We start from the raw sequence: 18,103 nt of genomic DNA, 5'->3' as shown, positions 1-18,103 counted from the left end.
TGGACAACGCCGAACTCGCGCAATTGCTTCCCGAAATCAGAAGAATTGCCTGGACCGGACCGTGCAACTGCGCCAGGAGACTGGGCGTCGAACGGTGGGAGCGGAACTCCACTTGCGAACCCCGGCAAACACCAGGGCGGTCGTACTGTGGAAGTCTAACAGTCATGAGCGAGAACTCCTATTCGGCCGCTGGCGACGCCGCAGGTCCCGCCGTCGACGACGTCCGCGACTTGGCCGACATCCCCGCGATCGAGGTCATCACTCGGTCGATCGTGATGCTGATGAGCGCTGCGGCGGAGAAGCTCGGCCTGGCCGAGGAGGCGTCGGCCGACGACATCGATCTCGACGAAGCACGCAAGCTCATCACCGCACTCGCCGGCATCGTGACCGCCGCACGCCCCGATCTCGGCATTCACGCGGCACCGGTCCTCGATGGTCTGAAGGGGCTGCAGCTGGCGTTCCGCGAGGCCAGCGCACACCCCGACGCCGCGGGCGAAGGCCCGGGCGAGAAGTTGACCGGGCCGGCCGGTTAGCCCGACGGTGACGCCGCCTGACCGCAGCGGCACGGTTCTCGGCGACTACCGCCTCGACGCGCTGCTCGGGCGCGGCGGGATGGGCGAGGTCTATCGCGCCCATGACCTGCGCCGGGATCGGGTCGTCGCGCTGAAACTCCTTCCCGCCGAGCTCGCACGACAGGCCGGCTACCGGGACCGCTTCGACCGCGAGTCTCGGCTGGCCGCTCGGCTGGAGCACCCCCACATCGTCCCCATCCACGACTGGGGCCAGATCGACGACACGCTGTTCCTGGACATGCGGCTGATCCGCGGACGTAGCCTCGGAGACCTCCTGCGCGACGGACCGCTCCCGGTGGACCGAGCGTTGCGTATTCTGCGCCAGGTCGCCGACGCCCTCGACGCAGCGCACGCGGCAGGCCTCGTTCATCGCGACGTCAAGCCGGACAACATCCTCGTCGACGATTCCGACTTCGCCTACCTCACCGACTTCGGTATCGCGCAGATCGTCGACGACACCCGCCTCACGCAGGCCGGTAGCGTAGTCGGCTCAATCGCCTACATGGCTCCCGAGCGGTTCTCCGACGCGTCGTTCGATGGATCGGTCGATGTCTATGCACTGGCATGTGTGCTGTTCGAGTGCCTGACCGGCTATCCCCCGTTCGGCGGTTCCGACGTCCCGACGGTCATTCGCGGACACGTTCTCTCGCCACCACCGGTGACCGGATCGCCTTTCGATCCCGCAATTTCTCGAGGTCTGGCCAAAGAACCCCGCGACCGGTACCGAACGTGCTCCGAACTGATCACCGCGGCGCAAACAGCCGCGTCACCGACATTGGTCGGGTACCCGCAGCATCTCATCGATCAGCGCGGCCCGGTGGCCTCCCAGCAGCGGCCGCCGACGTCGCGCTCCGGGCGAACAATGCTCACCGCGGCAACGATTCTGGCGGTTGTCGTTCTTGTCGCGATGGTCGCAGTCGGCGGATATCTGATCGCACATCGCGACACCGACTCGACTGTTCAGAGCGCATCTACCGGTATCGATTCCGCCGCCAGTGCTACGACTGCGGCCGTCGAGACGGCTGACTGTTCGTACCCCGCCGCGTCGACGACTGGGATCCGACGAATTTCACCACCCGCTGTGACGCAACCTCGGAATGGAACCTCCAGGCTTCACCTGACGACGTCGAGCGGCGACCTCGACATACGGCTCGATCGCGTCGGGGCTCCATGCAACAGTGCCGTCGTCGAGACCCTGGCCCGCGCAGGCGCGTACGACCATCAAGGTTGCGCCCGGCTCAGCGACTACATCCTGGTCTGCGCCGCGGGCGGGGCCGGTTCGACGACTCTCGATATCCAGTCCGATTTCGACGGACCCGGTTGGACGAGCCCCAACGAGCCGCCAACCGGACTGCCTGTCGCAGTCGGAAAGGTCGACACACTGGGTAGACAGCAGGTCACCTATCCCCGCGGTTCGGTCCTGGTCACCAATCCGGGCGCACAACAGGGTATCGGCGTGGCGAACGGCTCGTCGTCGTTCTTCATCGTGATCAAACCGATCATCACCGCACCGCTCTACACCCAGCTGGGAACTGTCACTTCCGGTATGGAGATGGTCGACGACGTTGCCCGCCGCGGGTTCACGGCTGCGTATCCCGGCGCGAATTTCGGCATGCCGCAGATGATGCCGAATCTCCTCACCGCGACCGTGTCGTGACGTCCCTGCACGTCTACGCTGGGTTTCATGACCAGTGGAGACGATGCTTCGGACCCGATCGATGCGCAAGTCGTGCAATCATCGCCGCCGCATGACGTGACCCCGCCGGTCGCAGCGCCATCGTTTGCGGAGGTCACCGGCTACACGGACGCGGGTATTCCGACCTTCGATCACGTGCGTGACAAGATCGAGCAGCGCGTGACGCGGGCCATCGGCTCGGAAGAGCTCGCCAACGAGACACCCGAGGGTCAGGCCGCCGACGAGCTATACCGCAAGAACAAGGAGGCCGCGGCGTCGAAGCTGGACGAGATCCGAAAATCGATGGGGCTCTAGACGACCGCCCCTAGCTCTGCAAGATCTCCGCCAAGAATTTGCCGGTGTGACTCTCCGGCGTCACCGCGATCTCCTCCGGGGTGCCTTGCGCCACGACCGTTCCGCCGCCGTTGCCGCCCTCGGGTCCCATGTCGATCACCCAGTCGGCCGTCTTGATGACGTCCAGGTTGTGCTCGATGACGATGACCGTGTTGCCCTTGTCGACCAAGCCGTTGATCACGCCGAGCAGCTTCTTGATGTCCTCGAAGTGCAGGCCGGTCGTCGGTTCGTCGAGGATGTAGATGGTCCGGCCGGTGGAGCGTTTCTGCAGTTCCGCGGCTAGTTTCACCCGCTGAGCCTCACCACCGGACAGCGTCGGCGCCGGCTGACCGAGCCGCACATACCCCAACCCGACCTCGACGAGCGTCTTCAGGTAGCGGTGAATCGAGGTGACGGGCTCAAAGAATTCGGCCGCCTCTTCGATCGGCATGTCGAGCACCTCGGCGATCGTCTTGTGCTTGTAGTGCACCTCGAGGGTTTCTCGGTTGTACCGGGCGCCGTGGCACACTTCGCACGGCACGTAGACGTCGGGCAAGAAGTTCATCTCGATCTTGATGGTGCCCTCACCGGTGCAGGCCTCGCACCGCCCGCCCTTGACGTTGAACGAGAACCGTCCCGGCTGGTAGCCGCGCACCTTGGCCTCGGTGGTCGCGGCGAACAGGGTGCGGATCTTGTCGAACACGCCGGTGTAGGTCGCCGGGTTCGACCGTGGGGTACGACCGATCGGCGACTGATCCACCTGGACGAGTTTGTCCAGGTTGTCGAGGCCGTTGATGCGCTTGTGCCGGCCGGGCACCTGCCGGGCGCCGTTGAGTTTGTTGGCCAGAGTGGTCGCGAGAATGTCGTTGACCAGCGTCGACTTACCCGAGCCGGACACTCCGGTGACGGCCGTCAGCACGCCGAGCGGGAACGACACGTCGATGTCGCGCAGATTGTGCTCATGCGCGCCGACGACGGTCAGTTGCCGCTTGCGGTCGATGGGGCGTCGAATCTCGGGGACCGGAAGCACGTCGCGCCCGGCCAGATACGCGCCCGTCAGCGACTTCTTATTCCTCAGCAGATCCTTGTAGCTGCCGCTGTGCACCACCTGGCCGCCGTGCTCGCCGGCGAGCGGACCGATGTCGACGATCCAGTCGGCCGCGCGGATGGTGTCTTCGTCGTGTTCGACGACGATCAGCGTGTTTCCGAGGTCACGAAGATGGGTCAGCGTCTCGATCAGTCGACGATTGTCGCGTTGATGCAGACCGATCGACGGCTCATCGAGCACGTACAGCACACCCGCGAGACCGGCGCCGATCTGGGTCGCCAGACGGATACGCTGCGCTTCGCCGCCCGACAACGAGCCGGCCGCACGCGACAGTGACAGATACTCCAACCCGACGTCGAGCAGGAACTTGATCCGCGCCTGCACCTCTTTGAGGACGCGGCCCGCGATCGCGGCCTCCCGCTCGCCGAGAGCCAGCCCCGACAGGTAGTCGGCGCACTCTGCCACCGACAGCTCGGCGACCTCGGCGATCGACTTCGGGCCGTGCACACTGTTGTCGAGCGTCACCGCCAGAATCTCGGGACGTAGCCGCGCACCCTGGCACGCCGGGCACGGAACGTCGCGCATGTAGCCCTCGTACCGGTCCTTCATCTGCTCGGACTCGGTCTGCTCCATGCGGCGCGACAGAAACGCCATCACCCCCTCGAACTCCGTGTAGTACGAGCGGGTGCGTCCGTACCGGTTGCGGAACTTCACGTGGACCTGGTGGTCGCTGCCGTTGAGGATCGCGCGGCGTGCCTTGATCGGCAGTTTGCGCCACGGCGTGTCGACGTCGAAGCCCATCTGCTCGGCGAGTCCGCCCATCAGTCGCAGGAAGTAGTCGGCGTTGTGCCCCGACGACCACGGTGCAACCGCTCCCTCCGACAACGTGAGGTCCGGATCGGGTACTACGAGATCTTCGTCGACTTCCTTGCGGACACCGAGACCGTCGCATTCGGGGCACGCGCCGTAGGGCGAGTTGAAGGAGAACGCGCGCGGCTCGAGGTCGTCGACCGCGATCTGATGGCCGTTGGGGCAGGCCATCCGCTCGGAGAACCGACGCTCACGATTGGGGTCGTTCTCGTCCAGGTCGACGAAATCCAGCACGACGATCCCGTCGGCCAGCCCGAGTGCGGTCTCGACGGAATCGGTCAGTCGCTGCTTCGACGACGGCTTGACCGCCAGCCGGTCCACGACGACCTCGATGTCGTGTTTCTCCTGCTTCTTCAGCTTCGGCGGGTCGGTCAGCTGGTGCACCACACCGTCGATGCGCGCACGAGAATATCCCTGCGTCTGCAGTTCGGCGAAAAGGTCGACGAACTCACCCTTGCGGGTCCGCACCACCGGTGCGAGCACCTGGAAACGTACGCCCTCGTCCATCGCGAGTACCTGGTCGACGATCTGCTGCGGCGTCTGCTTGGCGATCGGCGCGCCACACGTCGGGCAATGGGCCTTGCCCGCGCGGGCATACAGCAGACGCAGGTAGTCGTAGACCTCGGTGATGGTGCCGACCGTCGACCGCGGGTTGCGGTTGGTCGACTTCTGATCGATAGACACCGCAGGTGAAAGACCCTCGATGAAGTCGACGTCGGGTTTGTCCATCTGCCCCAGGAACTGTCGCGCATACGCCGACAGCGACTCGACATACCGCCGCTGCCCCTCGGCGAAAATCGTGTCGAAGGCCAGCGACGACTTACCCGACCCCGACAGACCGGTGAAGACGATGAGACTGTCCCGCGGCAGATCGACGTCGATCCCCCGCAGATTGTGCTCCCGCGCACCACGCACGATCAGGCGATCAACCACTACAGATTCCTCACATATTCACGTCAGAGAATTCTTACGAATCCACGATACCGAGGGGCACTGACAAGTCCGATCTCGCTGCTAACGTGGCCGCATGGCCGAAACCAGCTCAGCCCCATCAGCCCCACACGTCAGCGTCGAGACCGACCACGCCACCATCACCGCGCTCTCGGTCGGTCCGATGGACAACAACGTCTACGTGGTCACCTGCCGCGAGACCGGCGACCAACTCCTGATCGACGCCGCCAACGACGCCGACCGCATCGAGGCCCTCCTCGCCGACCTTCCCGGCCAGGTCACGACGATTATGACCACGCATCAGCACCCCGATCACGTTCAGGCGCTCGAAGCCGTGCACGCGGCTCACCCCGGCGTCCCGACCGCGGTCGGCCGCGACGACGCCCCCGCGCTGCCCGTCGCGCCGGACATCCTCGTCGACGACGGCGACACCCTCCGCGTCGGCAATCTCACGCTCGACGCAATTCATCTCATCGGCCACACCCCCGGGTCGATCGCCCTTGCGCTGAGCGACACCGACGCGGATCACCCGCAGCCGCGCACCCACCTGTTCACCGGCGACTGCCTCTTCCCCGGTGGTGTGGGCAAGACCTGGAAGCCCGAAGACTTCGTGACACTCTACCGGGACGTCAGTACCAAACTGTTCGGCCGCTACGCCGACGACACCGAGGTCTATCCCGGCCACGGCAGCGGCACGACGCTCGGTGCCGAGCGCGGATCGCTGGCGGAGTGGGAGAAGCGGGGCTGGTGATTGTCGCCGAACACGCGCCACCTGCTTCAGGACCGATGGGAAAGCATTTGGGACACCGTGCGTCCGACGGTCAGGCCGCCAGTACAGCCGCGAGTCCCTCCTGCACATCCTTGAGGAAATAGTCGCGAACCTCCAGTGACGGGAAATGTCCGCCGCGGGCCGGCGATTCCCAGCGGACAATTCTTCGATATCGCGCTTCAGCCCACGGTCGCGGACACTTCTCTATGTCGTGCGGATACATCGTGATCGCGGCCGGGACCTCGACGCGCAGATCAGGATCCAGAGAGTTGTGACTTTCGTAGTAGATCCGGCCGGCCGATGCGCCCGTTCGGGTAAGCCAGTACAGCGTGACGTCATCGAGAATCCGGTCGCGCGAAATGGCCTCGAACGGACTGTCTCCGCTGTCGGACCAATCGGCGAATTTGTCCAGAATCCAGGCGAGCAAGCCAACCGGCGAGTCGACCAACGAGTATCCGATGGTCTGCGGGCGGGTGGCCTGCTGTTTCGCATAGGCTGCTCGATGCCTCCAGAAATGTCGGGTTTCCGCGGCCCAAGTGCGCTCCGACTCAGTCAGCATCGATGTCGACAGCCCCGGCGGCCCTTCGGCGAACGTCGTGTGAATACCGAGCACATTCGCCGGAAATCGGCCTGCGAGGACGGTGGTGATATTTCCTCCCCAATCTCCGCCCTGAGCAGTGAATGATGAATAGCCGAGCCGTGCCATCAGCTCAACCCATGTCGCAGCGATCTTTTCAGTTCCCCAGCCAGGAGTCGTCGGCCGGTCACTGAAGCCAAAACCAGGGAGCGAAGGAACGACGACGTGGAACGCCGGCAGCGCACCGCTTTTCGGTTCGGTCAGTTCATCCACCACATCGACGAACTCCGCGACGCTGCCCGGCCAACCATGCGTGAGAATCAGTGGAACGGCGTCGATCCGCGTCGACCGTCGATGAAGGAAGTGAATTCGCAACCCGTCGACGGTGGTATGAAACTGGCCGATCTGATTCAGTCGAGCCTCGAATAGCCGCCAGTCGTACGAAGTACGCCAATAGTCAACGGTATCAACGAGATCCGCCAGGGGTACGCCCTGGTCCCAGCGTCGACGACCTGACGTGCCGACGCGAACGGTCTCCCGCTCCGGCAATCGCGCAGCGGCCAACCGTGCGCGCAGCTCCGCGAGGTCGGCGTCCGGCGCGTGCGCTTCGAATGAGTGAATGCCGCCATCGATACCAACCACGGGAACTCCTAGTTGCCAACTTCAAGAACCGTCTAAGACAGTTCTATCAGTGCGTCCACCACGTCGCAACCGGCTAAGGTGGTTCGATGCAGGAACGGTTCCCGAAATTTCGTCTTGGCACTGAACTGTCGACAAGCTTCACAGCGACGCTCAGTGAGCGTCATGGCGATCAGGTCGAACGCATCCCCACCCCCCACCGACTAGAAGACTGGCTTGCTCTGCATGGCCTGACCGTCGCGTCATGCACACCGGGCCAACTCGACCTCGCGCATGAACTTCGGGAATCGATCCATGCTGCGGCGACTGCTCGCGCCACGTCGGCACCACTACCCGCGACTGCGGTCCGCCTCATCAACGATCGGAGCGCAGCGGGCCGAGCCGCGGCCGTTCTCACGTCCGCCGGCGCTCGCGAATGGCGACTCACGTCCACAACCGGCGTGGAAGACGCGCTCGGCGTCATCGCTGCCGACGCAATCAGCCTTATCGCAGGCGAACGAGCCGGGCACCTGGCGCTGTGTGCATCGCCGACGTGCCGGGCCGCATTCTTCGACACGAGTCAGAGTCACACCCGCAAGTGGTGCGATATGAATACCTGCGGCAATCGCCAGAAGAAGTCGAGGTTCAACGCCAGCCACCGCAAGGCCGTCTAGCCTGCTGCAGCTATTCAGGGAAGCTGCGCTTGCCCGCCCGGGCGGCGAATGCGTCCAGTTCGGCGAGCACCTCATCGCTGCGCCAGCATCGGTTGCGCTTCATCCCGCTGAACTCGCGAACGATGCCGGCAGCCTCGAGGTCGGCGAACGCACGCTGTGCGGCCCAGGCGCTGATGCCGAGCTCACGTTGAGCGAACGCGGTGTCCATCACCGGCTGCTTGGTCAGCTCTTCGAGTATCCGCCGACTCGCCGACCCTCGCCGGGCGGGGCACTTAACCCGCCGTACCCCCACTTATCGCACAAGTGGAAATAAGGTGTCACTATTCCCACTTTTAGACGCCACCCATCTCCATGCGCTTCCGCCACGGACAGCACGAAGATTGCTCGGAGGCCGAGGTACGATGCCGCGACAGGCTGCCGCACGAGCACCGAACAAACGAGCGGACGGTGGGGAACGCCTGACCAGCCCGGTTCCCGGCGGTCGATATTCGCACAATTTCGAGTCGCTTCCGTGGGACTGGGCCAGCGGTATCGTGTGGATGGTGGACCCCAGCAATCTCTCGCCGTCGCAAGCCGAATCCTTGGACATCGGTACAGATGTTTTCCGAGAGTGGGCCGTCGAAGTCATATACGAGAGCGCGGCATTCAATGATGACGACGTACCACAGTGCGTGTGGTTCGACCAAGAAGACCTCGAATCTGTAAGTATCAGAGACTTGCCAGCCGATGGCACTGTATCCCTGCGATTGCGTGACGCTCTCGGAGATTTACCGGGGAATGCTGAGGCGCGCATCTATGGAACCCGCGCCGACCCTTCGGTGGTCGTCGTCCACGACCACCTCGACGACGAGAAGACATGGCCGCTGTCAAACGCCTCGTACGTCGAGTTCATTGCCGGACACGTCAGGAACCTAAGCCGAGGGCGCCACGATATCGATCTGCGATACTACTCCCCGCAACCTGACGCCGAGGGCATCAGGTCCGTCGAATACAGCGTCCACCCGGACGTCAGCGGCACCTTGTTCGACTACGGGCGCAATGCCTACGCGATCATTAACGCCATCGAGAACTCTGCGAGTGAGCGGCTCCGCCAGATTCGGGGAAGCTACGACGACCTGAACGTCGGTGACGGGCGACTGGTCACCGACGCGGACATCGCACGTGTCGAAACGGCTCCAGATGCTCACAGCAAAGGCAAGTCGCTGGAGGACTTGGTCGCGACCCTCTTCGTCTCACTCGGGGGCTTCGAGGTGGTCAAGCGCAACTACCGGACCGCAACCGAGGAGATCGATATCGTGCTCAAGAACGTCTCCAACACCCCTTCATGGAAGCACCGATCACCTTTCATAGAGATTGAGTGCAAGAACTGGTCGACACCGGCTCCCCGACCAGAATTGGACAGCCTCCGCACCAAGGTCGAGAACCGTGCCGGCCAATGCGGCATAGGCGTTTTCGTATCATGGTCCGGCTTCACCCAGGATTTCGAGAACGAGTTACTCCGTCTGTCACGAGAGAATTACGTCATCGTCGTGATTGATGGCGAAGGCATCAAGCGTTCGGTGCGGACGCACTCGTTCGGGAATTACTTCGAGGATCGGTACTTCCACAACGCTCATCGGTAGTGCCCGTAGTTACGGCGAGACCTGCGTTCCTGGCCCTCGCTCAGCCACACGGTCCGATCTCGCCCAGCCTTGCAAGTAGGTGGGAACGAGCGCTCATCGCGCTCTAAGAGAAGGCACGGCTTGACACATGTCGGACAGCGAACAAGCGCAGCATGCCCAACTCCTCCACAAAGCCACACCTGAACCTATGCACCATGAACACAGAATCGTACGTCGGAAGTTCTGGCCAGCGATCAGCCAGCAGCAGCAGCTCGCGTGTGCGCTTCAGCCGTCGTTGACGGCATCGTGTACGGCGGATACTCCACGGCTCGGATAACCTCGAACCGGACAACTCGTCGCTGCCACGCGGTGACCATGATGATCGCGAGAAGGTGACCTCCTGGGGCGATGACGTTAACGAAGTGTCCGTCGACGAGCACGTTTGCCGCTGATGCTGATGCGATCTGCGAACACCTGCGTCTCCGGACAACCGCGTGTGCAGCCCATCGACAATCCCCACGCCACCGCAAGACCAGCCAACCCGGCAACCGTCACTTCATCCCCGCGTCAACCGACCTCATCGCGAGATCCCGGACATCACCGAACCCGACGCAGACTCGATAGAGCAGATCCGCGTGCAGCGCTGACACTTGCTCGGCGGGCAGCAGTTCGGTCGACGCCGTCAGCACGACTCCGTGCCCGATAGCCCATATCTCGCCCGCCCACATCACCGGGTCATGAAGCTGGCCGGGACGGAAGCGCCCGTCCGCGACGCAACGATCGACCAACTTGGCGAACCGCGTGAACACCGCGGTACCGGGGTCGTCGACCTCGTCGGGCGGCTGATCGACGAACATCACCCGATACATCGCCGGGTTCCGGCGACCGTGTTCGACGTGGATCGCCGATGCACGCACGACGTCGGCCACCGGATCGGCGGTGGCTCTCGAGGCATCAAGCAGCGCAATCAACTCGCCCAGAGCATGGCGTCGCACGTGGCGGTGAACGTCGTCCATGCTGCCGAAGTACGTGTAGACCGCCGTGGTCGACGTCTGCGCATCCCGCGCCAGTCGCCGGGCGGTCAGCGCGGCACGCCCTTCGGTACCCAGTATCCGGATCGCTTCGGCGGTCACCGCTGCGCGGATCGTCGGATCCAGAGCCCGCGGACTCACGCCGACCTCTCGACTCGGCGGATCGCCCACACCCATACGAGCACGATGATCGCCCAGAGCGGGTAGTTGAGCACGATGCGCATCAACGCCATGGCGCCGGCCTGGTCATGGCGATAGAACCAGATCTGGGTCACCGTTCGGATCACGAACACCACGGCTGCCGTCGCACTGGCGACACTGTACGAGATCAGCGCTCTCCGATCGTCGCGCCACCGCATCGATGTCGCGTTCACCGCGCTCCACAACACCCCCGCAAGCGGCCACCGCACAACTATCGACAGCGTCGTCACCACTGCGCAGACCGCATACACCCAGATATCGGGCAAGAAGTAGTCGCGCGCGTCGCCCGTACGCAACGCAATCGCCGACGAGACGACGACGCCCACCACACCGCCGACCGCGGGACGCAGCGAACGCCCACGTGCAGCACGCACGATGACGATCAGCAGTGCCAAGGTGCCTGCCACCACTATCCCGACGACCATGCCGGCGTATGCGTGCACGCTCACGAACGCCAGCGACGGCGCGGCCGACCCGATCAGCCCCGGCAAGCCACCGATCTGCTCCCAGGCGGTGAGCCGCTTCCGACCGGAGTCAGTCCGGCCCTGCGCTGCGTCGCAAGTCACACAACCATTGTGTAACATTGTTACGCTACGGTCAACGGTCAATCACCTGAGCGCCGCCGCTGCCGTCACCGCCCGACCAACCTCCGCCGACACGCGTAAGCTTGTTCGAGTCGTTTCACGCCCTCACCCCCGGCGACCGACAGATCCACTGGCACCGATGGAGGTTGTTAGCCCACGTGACGCAAACGCGCCCCTCGTCCGACGAGAACACCGACATCGATCCACGCATCACCGACGAGCAGACCCATCTCGACGCGGTGTACGCACGCCTGGACCGGATGCGGGCGACGGCCAAGCGCCGACTCGGCGACACCTTGCGCGAGTCGGCCGACACACCGCAGGCACTGTCCGAACGCGAATCCTACGAGCGCCTCTACGTCGAAGACCTCGCGAAGTTCGACGCCGCCGAGCACAATCTGTATTTCGGGCGCCTCGACCTCGAGGATGACGAGGAGGTCAGGCGGATCGGGCGCATCGGCATCCTCGACGACGACGCCGCCGACAGCACCCTGCTCCTCGACTGGCGCGCTCCCCTGTCGCGGCCGTTCTATCTCGCTACTCCAGCCGCCCCCGACGGCGTCGCCCGACGCCGCCATATCCGCACCCGCAACCGCATCGTGCGCGGACTGTCCGACGAGGTGCTCACCGCGGGCGAAGCGCAGATCGACGACGTCGGGCACGGTGACGTCGTCAACGAATCCGCGCTCGTCGCCGCACTCAACGCCGCCCGCACCGGCGAGATGACCGACATCGTCGAGACCATTCAGCGCGAGCAGGACCTGATCATCCGCTCGACGCACCGGGGCATCACCGTCGTTCAGGGCGGACCCGGCACCGGGAAGACCGCGGTGGCACTTCACCGCGCCGCGTACCTGCTGTACACGCACCGCGAAATCCTCTCGCGCAGTGGCGTTTTGATCATCGGACCGAATACCGAGTTCCTCCGCTACATCGGTCAGGTGCTGCCGTCGCTCGGCGAGACCGGCGTCGTGCTGTCCACCGTCGGCAATCTCTTTCCGGGAATCGCCGCTCAGCACACCGACTCTCGTGACGCGCGCGCACTCAAGGGCGATCTGCGGATCCTCGACGTGCTGAAGCGGGCGGTCCGGGCTCGTCAGGCGCTCCCGAAACAGCCGGTCGAGGTCCACTTCGACGGTTACCCGCTGAAAATCGACTCCGAACTCGTCAAGAGCGCCCGCGCCAAGGCGCGCAGTTCGCGTCGCGCCCACAATCAGGCACAGTCGGTGTTCCTGCGCGCGGCCCTCGACGGCCTGGCCGCTGCCCATGCGCGGACGATCGGTTCCAGCGTCATCGACGGCACGCAGATGCTCACCTCTGCCGACCTCGCCGACATCCGCGACGACCTAGGGCGCGACGACGACATCCGTGCCGCGGTGCTGGAATTCTGGCCGTACCTCACCCCGCAGCGTGTCCTGACTGACCTGTTCACCAGTCTCGCGGAGATCCGTCGGGCGACGCCGGGATGGTCCGACGCGGATCGCGCGGCCCTGCACGACCCTGCGATGCAGGCCCGCAACGCGTTCTCCGACAGCGACGTTCCGCTCATCGACGAGCTCGCGGAGCTGATCGGCTACCAGACCGAGGATGCTTCGGAGGCCGACAAGGCGCGCTGGCGACAGAAGCTCGCCGAGGCGCAGGAAGCGCTCGACATTCTCACCGGCTCCGCCCCGGCCGACATCGAGGACGATCTCGACCGCGCCGAGATCTTGATGGCCTACGACCTCATCGACGCCGAAGAGCTGGCCGCCCGGCAAGTCGAGACCAAGCGCATGACGACCGCCGAACGCGCCTTCGAAGACCGGACGTGGACCTTCGGGCACGTCATCGTCGATGAGGCACAAGAACTTTCGGCGATGGCGTGGCGAATGATCATGCGCCGCATACCGAATCGCTGGATGACGATCATCGGAGACACCGCCCAGACCAGTGACGTGGCGGGTACGACGTCGTGGAAGGCGGTCTTCGAACCCTATGTAGCGAATCGGTGGCAGCTACACGAGTTGACGGTCAACTACCGTACGCCTGCCGAGATCATGGCTTATGCGACCAACGTGCTCGCCGATATCTCGACCTCCCTGCGGGCCCCGACATCGTTGCGCAGCAACGGAATCGAACCCGTCGCGCGCCGCGTCGACGCCACTGACCTCATTCCGGCGGCCGTGCAGATCGCCCGCGACGCGGACTGGCCGGGCCTGACGGCGATCATCGTGCCCGATGCACTGCTGCCCGACGCCGTATCGGCGGTCGACGCCGCGATCTCGGGCGGCGCAGCCGAGATCAAGGTGCACAATGTGGTCGAGTGCAAGGGACTCGAATTCGACAACATCATCGTCGTCGAACCGACTGAATTGATCGACGAGTCGCCGCGCGGCAACAGCGACCTGTACGTGGCTCTGACGCGTGCGACGCAGCGCCTCGTCGTCGTGCACGCAGCAGAACTGCCCCGGGCACTGGCCGGAATGCCGTACTGACATCCGGCCCCACCCGGGGCAGCTTCCGTGTGGTCGAGTACTACGTCGTGTGAACGATCAGTACGTCGTTCGACGCCTTGCGGGCCACGTCGGCCGGAACCGAGCCGAGCAGGCGGCCGGCCAGTGAGTTGAGGCCACGGTTGCCGACGACGAGCAGGTCTGCCTTGGTGTCCTCGACGAGCTGCAGCAGCGCATCCACCGGCGCACCCTTGACCGGGCGGAGCTGAACCACCTGAGCTCCCGCCTTGTTGGCGCGCTCCTTGGCGGTGCGCAGGATCTCCTCGGTCGGGGCCGAGCCATGCACCTGGTAGGCGTCCTCCTTCAGGACATCCGACATCGCGTCGATGTCGCGATGATCATTCGGAAAGTACGCACAGGCGATGACCAGCGTGCCGTCACTTCCGGCGATGGCGCCTGCGCGCTCGACCGCCTTCAGCGAAGACTCTGAGCCGTCGGTTCCGACGACGATCGTCTGGTATGCGCTCATTGATTTCCCTCCAGAGGTAACACAACGGTGAACTCGAACAGGTCTGGCTAGTGAGATTAGTTTGCTTTACCGAAGTCTGTGCAACAATCGTGTCGATCGCCACAGTAAGCCTGCTTACAGTACTCGATCGGTGAGACCGGTTACGAGATGCCCGCGGCATCCATCCCGCGCAACTCCTTCTTCAGGTCTGCGATCTCGTCACGCAGCCGACCTGCGAGTTCGAACTGCAGATCACGTGCGGCACTCATCATCTGATCGGTCAATTGCGACACCAGGTCGGCGAGTTCGGCACGCGGCATCGCCGACACGTCACGCTTCTCGATGACGCCGGAACTGCCGCGCTTGGGGCCGTCGCCCTGCGCCCGACGCCCCCGGCTCGCGTTGCGGCCCGATCCGCCGACCGCGACCGAATCGTCGTCGGCCTCGGAATACACCTGATCGAGGATGTCGGCGATCTTCTTGCGCAACGGCTGCGGATCGACGCCCATCTCAGTGTTGTATTCGATCTGCTTGGCACGCCGACGATCGGTTTCCTCGATGGCATTGCGCATCGAATCGGTCATCTTGTCGGCGTACATGTGCACTTCGCCCGAGACGTTACGTGCGGCGCGGCCGATCGTCTGGATCAGGGACGTCGTGCTGCGCAGGAAGCCTTCCTTGTCGGCGTCGAGGATCGCGACCAGGGACACCTCGGGAAGGTCGAGGCCCTCACGCAGCAGGTTGATACCGACGAGCACGTCGTAGTCGCCGGAGCGCAGTTGCCGCAGCAGCTCGACACGACGCAGGGTGTCGACCTCCGAGTGCAGGTAGCGCACCCGGATATCGAGTTCCAGCAGGTAATCAGTGAGGTCCTCGGCCATCTTCTTGGTCAGCGTCGTGACGAGAACCCGCTCGTCACGTTCGGTGCGCTCGCGGATCTCGTGGACCAGATCGTCGATCTGTCCCTTGGTGGGCTTGACCACCACCTGCGGATCGAGGAGCCCGGTGGGACGGATCACCTGCTCGACGAACTCACCGTTGGACTGGCCCAGTTCATACGGCCCGGGCGTAGCTGACAGGTAGATCGTCTGGCCGATGCGATCGACGAACTCGTCCCAGGTCAGCGGCCGATTGTCGACGGCAGACGGGAGTCGGAACCCGAAGTCGACCAGGTTGCGTTTGCGCGACATGTCCCCCTCGTACATGCCGCCGATCTGCGGCACGGTGACATGCGATTCGTCGATGACGAGAAGGAAGTCGTCCGGGAAGTAGTCGATGAGCGTCGCGGGGGCGGTGCCCGGCCCACGGCCGTCGATATGTCGCGAATAGTTCTCGATGCCCGAGCAGAAGCCGACCTGCCGCATCATCTCCAAGTCGTAGCTGGTGCGCATCCGCAGCCGTTGCGCTTCGAGCAGTTTGCCTTTCGATTCGAGGTCTTCGAGACGTTCGGCGAGTTCGGCCTCGATCGACGCCATCGCCTTCTCCATCCGGTCCGGGCCGGCCACGTAATGCGTCGCTGGGAAGATTCGCAGCGAATCAACTTGTCGCACAACGTCTCCGGTGAGCGGGTGCAGGTAATAGAGCGTCTCGATCTCGTCTCCGAAGAACTCGATCCGCACGGCGAGTTCCTCGTAGGAGGGAATGATCTCGACGGTGTCGCCGCGGACCCGGAAGCTGCCCCGCGTGAACGCGTGGTCGTTGCGGGTGTATTGCACGTCGACCAGCAGCCGGAGCAGCGCGTCCCGGTCGATCTGCTCACCTACGGCGAGTTCCACCGACCGATCCAGATACGACTGCGGCGTACCCAGACCGTAGATACACGACACCGACGCCACCACGACGACGTCGCGCCGCGACAACAGACTCGAGGTCGCCGAGTGCCGAAGCCGCTCGACGTCGTCGTTGATCGACGAGTCCTTCTCGATGTAGGTATCGGTCTGCGCGATGTAGGCTTCCGGCTGGTAGTAGTCGTAGTAGGACACGAAGTACTCGACTGCGTTGTGAGGCAACATCTCTCGCAGTTCGTTCGCGAGCTGCGCGGCGAGCGTCTTGTTGGGCGCCATCACCAGCGTGGGGCGCTGAACCTTCTCGATGAGCCACGCGGTGGTCGCCGATTTTCCCGTGCCGGTCGCACCGAGGAGCACGATGTCTCGCTCCCCCGCGGCGATCCGGCGTTCGAGGTCGGCGATGGCCGTGGGTTGATCACCCGCGGGCACGTGTTCACTGACCACCTCGAAACGCGCGTTGGTACGTTCGATCTGGCCGATCGGACGAAATTCTGAATGCGCGACGATCGGTTGCTCTGCTGCAAACGCCATGCGTTCAGGGTAACTGCGACCTATGACATCGCGATCTGGGCAGCGGCCACCCGGGCATCGCCGGCCAGCGTCACCGGCTGTGTGCAGACCGCGGCGTCACCATCCTCGAGGGTGTCGACGACTGTGCCGTCCGCGGCAGCCAAGGACAATGCGCCCTCCAGAACGACCAGCACCAGGTGGTCGGCGGCCGGCAGCACGAGGGCGTCATCGGTCGCACTCGACGTCCACACCGTCAGGCTCGCCGCCGCCGCGCCGCGCCGCGTCATCACGTTGAGGTCACGCGCCGAACCGTCGACGACGCATCGGATCGGCAGCCCGCCGTCGAAGCAGAACGGCTTGTCGACGAGCAGCGTGTGCGTGCGGTCCGGCAGTTCCAGGGTGATGTCGGGGCCATCGGTCAACACGATGATGCGGTCGATGCCGGGAAAGAGCGAGAAGTCACCGCTGTGCGCCACGTCGGCTCGGCTCACTCGCCAGTCGAAGCGGTCCGGCGGCCCGCCGACGGCGATTTCGGTCGTCAGCCCCTGCCCGTTACGCCACGGGACCCGACGAAGGTCCGCGGCTCGGGTGATCGAAATGCTCACCCGTCGAGTGCACCAATCGCGCGCCGCGTCGCACACCCGCGACGTCGTAACGTCTCGTATCCCAGACACGGGCCGACGATGCGCGGGCCGGTAACGAGCACACGGCCCAAGTCGGTGCGCGATGATGAATACGGCAGTACAGCCCACTGCCGCTTCCTCCATAGAACGGACCCACCGATGGACATTTCCCCTTCGGTCAACCGACGCCAATTCGTTGCCGGCGCCGGTGTCATCGTCGCCGCGACCGCTGGTGCCGCCACACTGGCCGCCTGCGGCAGCAACGACTCGTCGTCGGCCACAACCACCTCGGCAGCCGCGTCGACGACCGCGGCACCCGGCGTTCTGGCGCCGGTCGCCCAGATTCCCGTCGGCGGCGGAATCATCGTCGACGGCGTCGTTCTCACGCAGCCGAGCGCGGGCAAGATCTCCGGCTTCACGGCCACCTGCACTCATGAGGGCTGCAAACTCAGCGGAGTCACCGACGGCAAGATCGATTGCCCGTGCCACGGCAGCAAATTCAACCTCGACGGCACCGTCGCGCACGGTCCGGCGGCCACTCCGCTCCCCGCCGTCGCAGTGAAGGTGAGCGACGGGAACGTCGTGCGAGGGTAGGCGAGCGCGCGACACCGAGCCGTTGGTGCCGCCGGACCACCCGACCGCTGGTTGGGCCTGGGCGGAGCGTGAGGAGCGCCGTGCTGGGCGAGGCGCTCGTAGGGTGTCGCACTTGAAGAGTTGTATGACGTTGCGTTCCTCTGCC

16 protein-coding genes are annotated in these 18,103 nt (G+C 64.5%); 8 read left to right on the top strand and 8 right to left on the bottom strand.

Annotated elements, in window-relative coordinates; all coding sequences use genetic code 11:
* Nucleotides 1-164 precede the first annotated feature (164 nt).
* Genes HH308_RS26955 through HH308_RS26945 form a run of 3 tightly spaced genes read left to right on the top strand, consistent with a single transcriptional unit; the run spans nt 165 to nt 2,562 of the window.
* Nucleotides 165-533 (top strand): DUF1844 domain-containing protein, encoded by a 369-nt coding sequence (locus HH308_RS26955; protein WP_170197376.1) that lies wholly within the window; start codon nt 165-167, stop codon nt 531-533.
* Between the two features lie 7 nt (nt 534-540).
* Entirely contained in the window at nt 541-2,229 is a 1,689-nt protein-coding gene (locus HH308_RS26950; protein ID WP_170197375.1) for a protein kinase domain-containing protein, read from the top strand.
* Nucleotides 2,230-2,256: 27 nt separating this feature from the next.
* Entirely contained in the window at nt 2,257-2,562 is a 306-nt protein-coding gene (locus HH308_RS26945) for a hypothetical protein (protein WP_170197374.1), read from the top strand.
* 10 nt (nt 2,563-2,572) lie between these two features.
* On the opposite strand, the gene uvrA is transcribed toward HH308_RS26945, so the two are convergent.
* Nucleotides 2,573-5,431: an excinuclease ABC subunit UvrA gene (uvrA, locus tag HH308_RS26940; RefSeq protein WP_170197373.1), complete on the bottom strand. Its 2,859-nt coding sequence runs from the start codon at nt 5,429-5,431 to the stop codon at nt 2,573-2,575.
* A 94-nt stretch (nt 5,432-5,525) separates the two neighbouring features.
* Between uvrA and HH308_RS26935 the strand changes: the two genes are divergently transcribed.
* Nucleotides 5,526-6,200, top strand: coding sequence for an MBL fold metallo-hydrolase (locus HH308_RS26935; RefSeq protein ID WP_170197372.1), 675 nt, complete (start codon nt 5,526-5,528; stop codon nt 6,198-6,200).
* 70 nt (nt 6,201-6,270) lie between these two features.
* Here the strand turns inward: HH308_RS26935 and HH308_RS26930 are convergent, their stop codons facing one another.
* Nucleotides 6,271-7,437 carry an epoxide hydrolase family protein gene (locus HH308_RS26930; RefSeq protein ID WP_312870865.1) on the bottom strand — a complete coding sequence of 389 codons (1,167 nt, stop codon included), beginning with the start codon at nt 7,435-7,437 and terminating at the stop codon, nt 6,271-6,273.
* 86 nt (nt 7,438-7,523) lie between these two features.
* On the opposite strand from HH308_RS26930, the gene HH308_RS26925 reads away from it, so the two are divergent.
* Entirely contained in the window at nt 7,524-8,087 is a 564-nt protein-coding gene (locus tag HH308_RS26925) for a CGNR zinc finger domain-containing protein (protein ID WP_170197371.1), read from the top strand.
* Nucleotides 8,088-8,097: 10 nt separating this feature from the next.
* On the opposite strand, the gene HH308_RS26920 is transcribed toward HH308_RS26925, so the two are convergent.
* Nucleotides 8,098-8,295: a hypothetical protein gene (locus HH308_RS26920; protein WP_170197370.1), complete on the bottom strand. Its 198-nt coding sequence runs from the start codon at nt 8,293-8,295 to the stop codon at nt 8,098-8,100.
* Between the two features lie 331 nt (nt 8,296-8,626).
* Here HH308_RS26920 and HH308_RS26915 point away from each other — a divergent pair, with 331 nt between their 5' ends.
* Nucleotides 8,627-9,709 (top strand): restriction endonuclease, encoded by a 1,083-nt coding sequence (locus tag HH308_RS26915; protein WP_170197369.1) that lies wholly within the window; start codon nt 8,627-8,629, stop codon nt 9,707-9,709.
* Between the two features lie 530 nt (nt 9,710-10,239).
* Here the strand turns inward: HH308_RS26915 and HH308_RS26910 are convergent.
* Nucleotides 10,240-10,860, bottom strand: coding sequence for a TetR/AcrR family transcriptional regulator (locus HH308_RS26910; RefSeq protein WP_170197368.1), 621 nt, complete (start codon nt 10,858-10,860; stop codon nt 10,240-10,242).
* Nucleotides 10,857-11,486: a DUF3159 domain-containing protein gene (locus HH308_RS26905; RefSeq protein ID WP_170197367.1), complete on the bottom strand. Its 630-nt coding sequence runs from the start codon at nt 11,484-11,486 to the stop codon at nt 10,857-10,859. Before HH308_RS26905 ends, HH308_RS26910 begins: the two co-directional genes overlap by 4 nt.
* Nucleotides 11,487-11,662: 176 nt before the next feature.
* Between HH308_RS26905 and HH308_RS26900 the strand changes: the two genes are divergently transcribed.
* A complete protein-coding gene (locus HH308_RS26900; protein ID WP_170197366.1) occupies nt 11,663-13,978 on the top strand; it encodes a HelD family protein in 2,316 nt (771 codons plus the stop codon).
* 40 nt (nt 13,979-14,018) lie between these two features.
* Here the strand turns inward: HH308_RS26900 and HH308_RS26895 are convergent, their stop codons facing one another.
* The 3 genes from HH308_RS26895 to HH308_RS26885 all read right to left on the bottom strand — a co-directional run bounded on the left by HH308_RS26895 (nt 14,019) and on the right by HH308_RS26885 (nt 17,346).
* Nucleotides 14,019-14,465 (bottom strand): universal stress protein, encoded by a 447-nt coding sequence (locus HH308_RS26895; protein ID WP_170197365.1) that lies wholly within the window; start codon nt 14,463-14,465, stop codon nt 14,019-14,021.
* A 140-nt stretch (nt 14,466-14,605) separates the two neighbouring features.
* The gene (uvrB, locus tag HH308_RS26890; RefSeq protein ID WP_170197364.1) at nt 14,606-16,762 is read right to left on the bottom strand and encodes an excinuclease ABC subunit UvrB; all 2,157 of its coding nucleotides are present in this window, start codon (nt 16,760-16,762) and stop codon (nt 14,606-14,608) included.
* 20 nt (nt 16,763-16,782) lie between these two features.
* The gene (locus HH308_RS26885) at nt 16,783-17,346 is read right to left on the bottom strand and encodes a HutD/Ves family protein (RefSeq protein ID WP_170197363.1); all 564 of its coding nucleotides are present in this window, start codon (nt 17,344-17,346) and stop codon (nt 16,783-16,785) included.
* Nucleotides 17,347-17,523: 177 nt separating this feature from the next.
* On the opposite strand from HH308_RS26885, the gene HH308_RS26880 reads away from it, so the two are divergent.
* On the top strand, nt 17,524-17,958 hold the full coding sequence (locus tag HH308_RS26880; protein WP_170197362.1) for a QcrA and Rieske domain-containing protein: 435 nt from the start codon (nt 17,524-17,526) through the stop codon (nt 17,956-17,958).
* Nucleotides 17,959-18,103 lie beyond the last annotated feature (145 nt).

It is taken from the genome of Gordonia asplenii, assembly GCF_012933505.1.
Classification (GTDB): Bacteria; Actinomycetota; Actinomycetes; order Mycobacteriales; family Mycobacteriaceae; genus Gordonia; species Gordonia asplenii.
The sequence above is the reverse complement of the archived record's forward strand: the minus strand, read 5'-3'. Positions and strand labels throughout refer to the sequence as shown.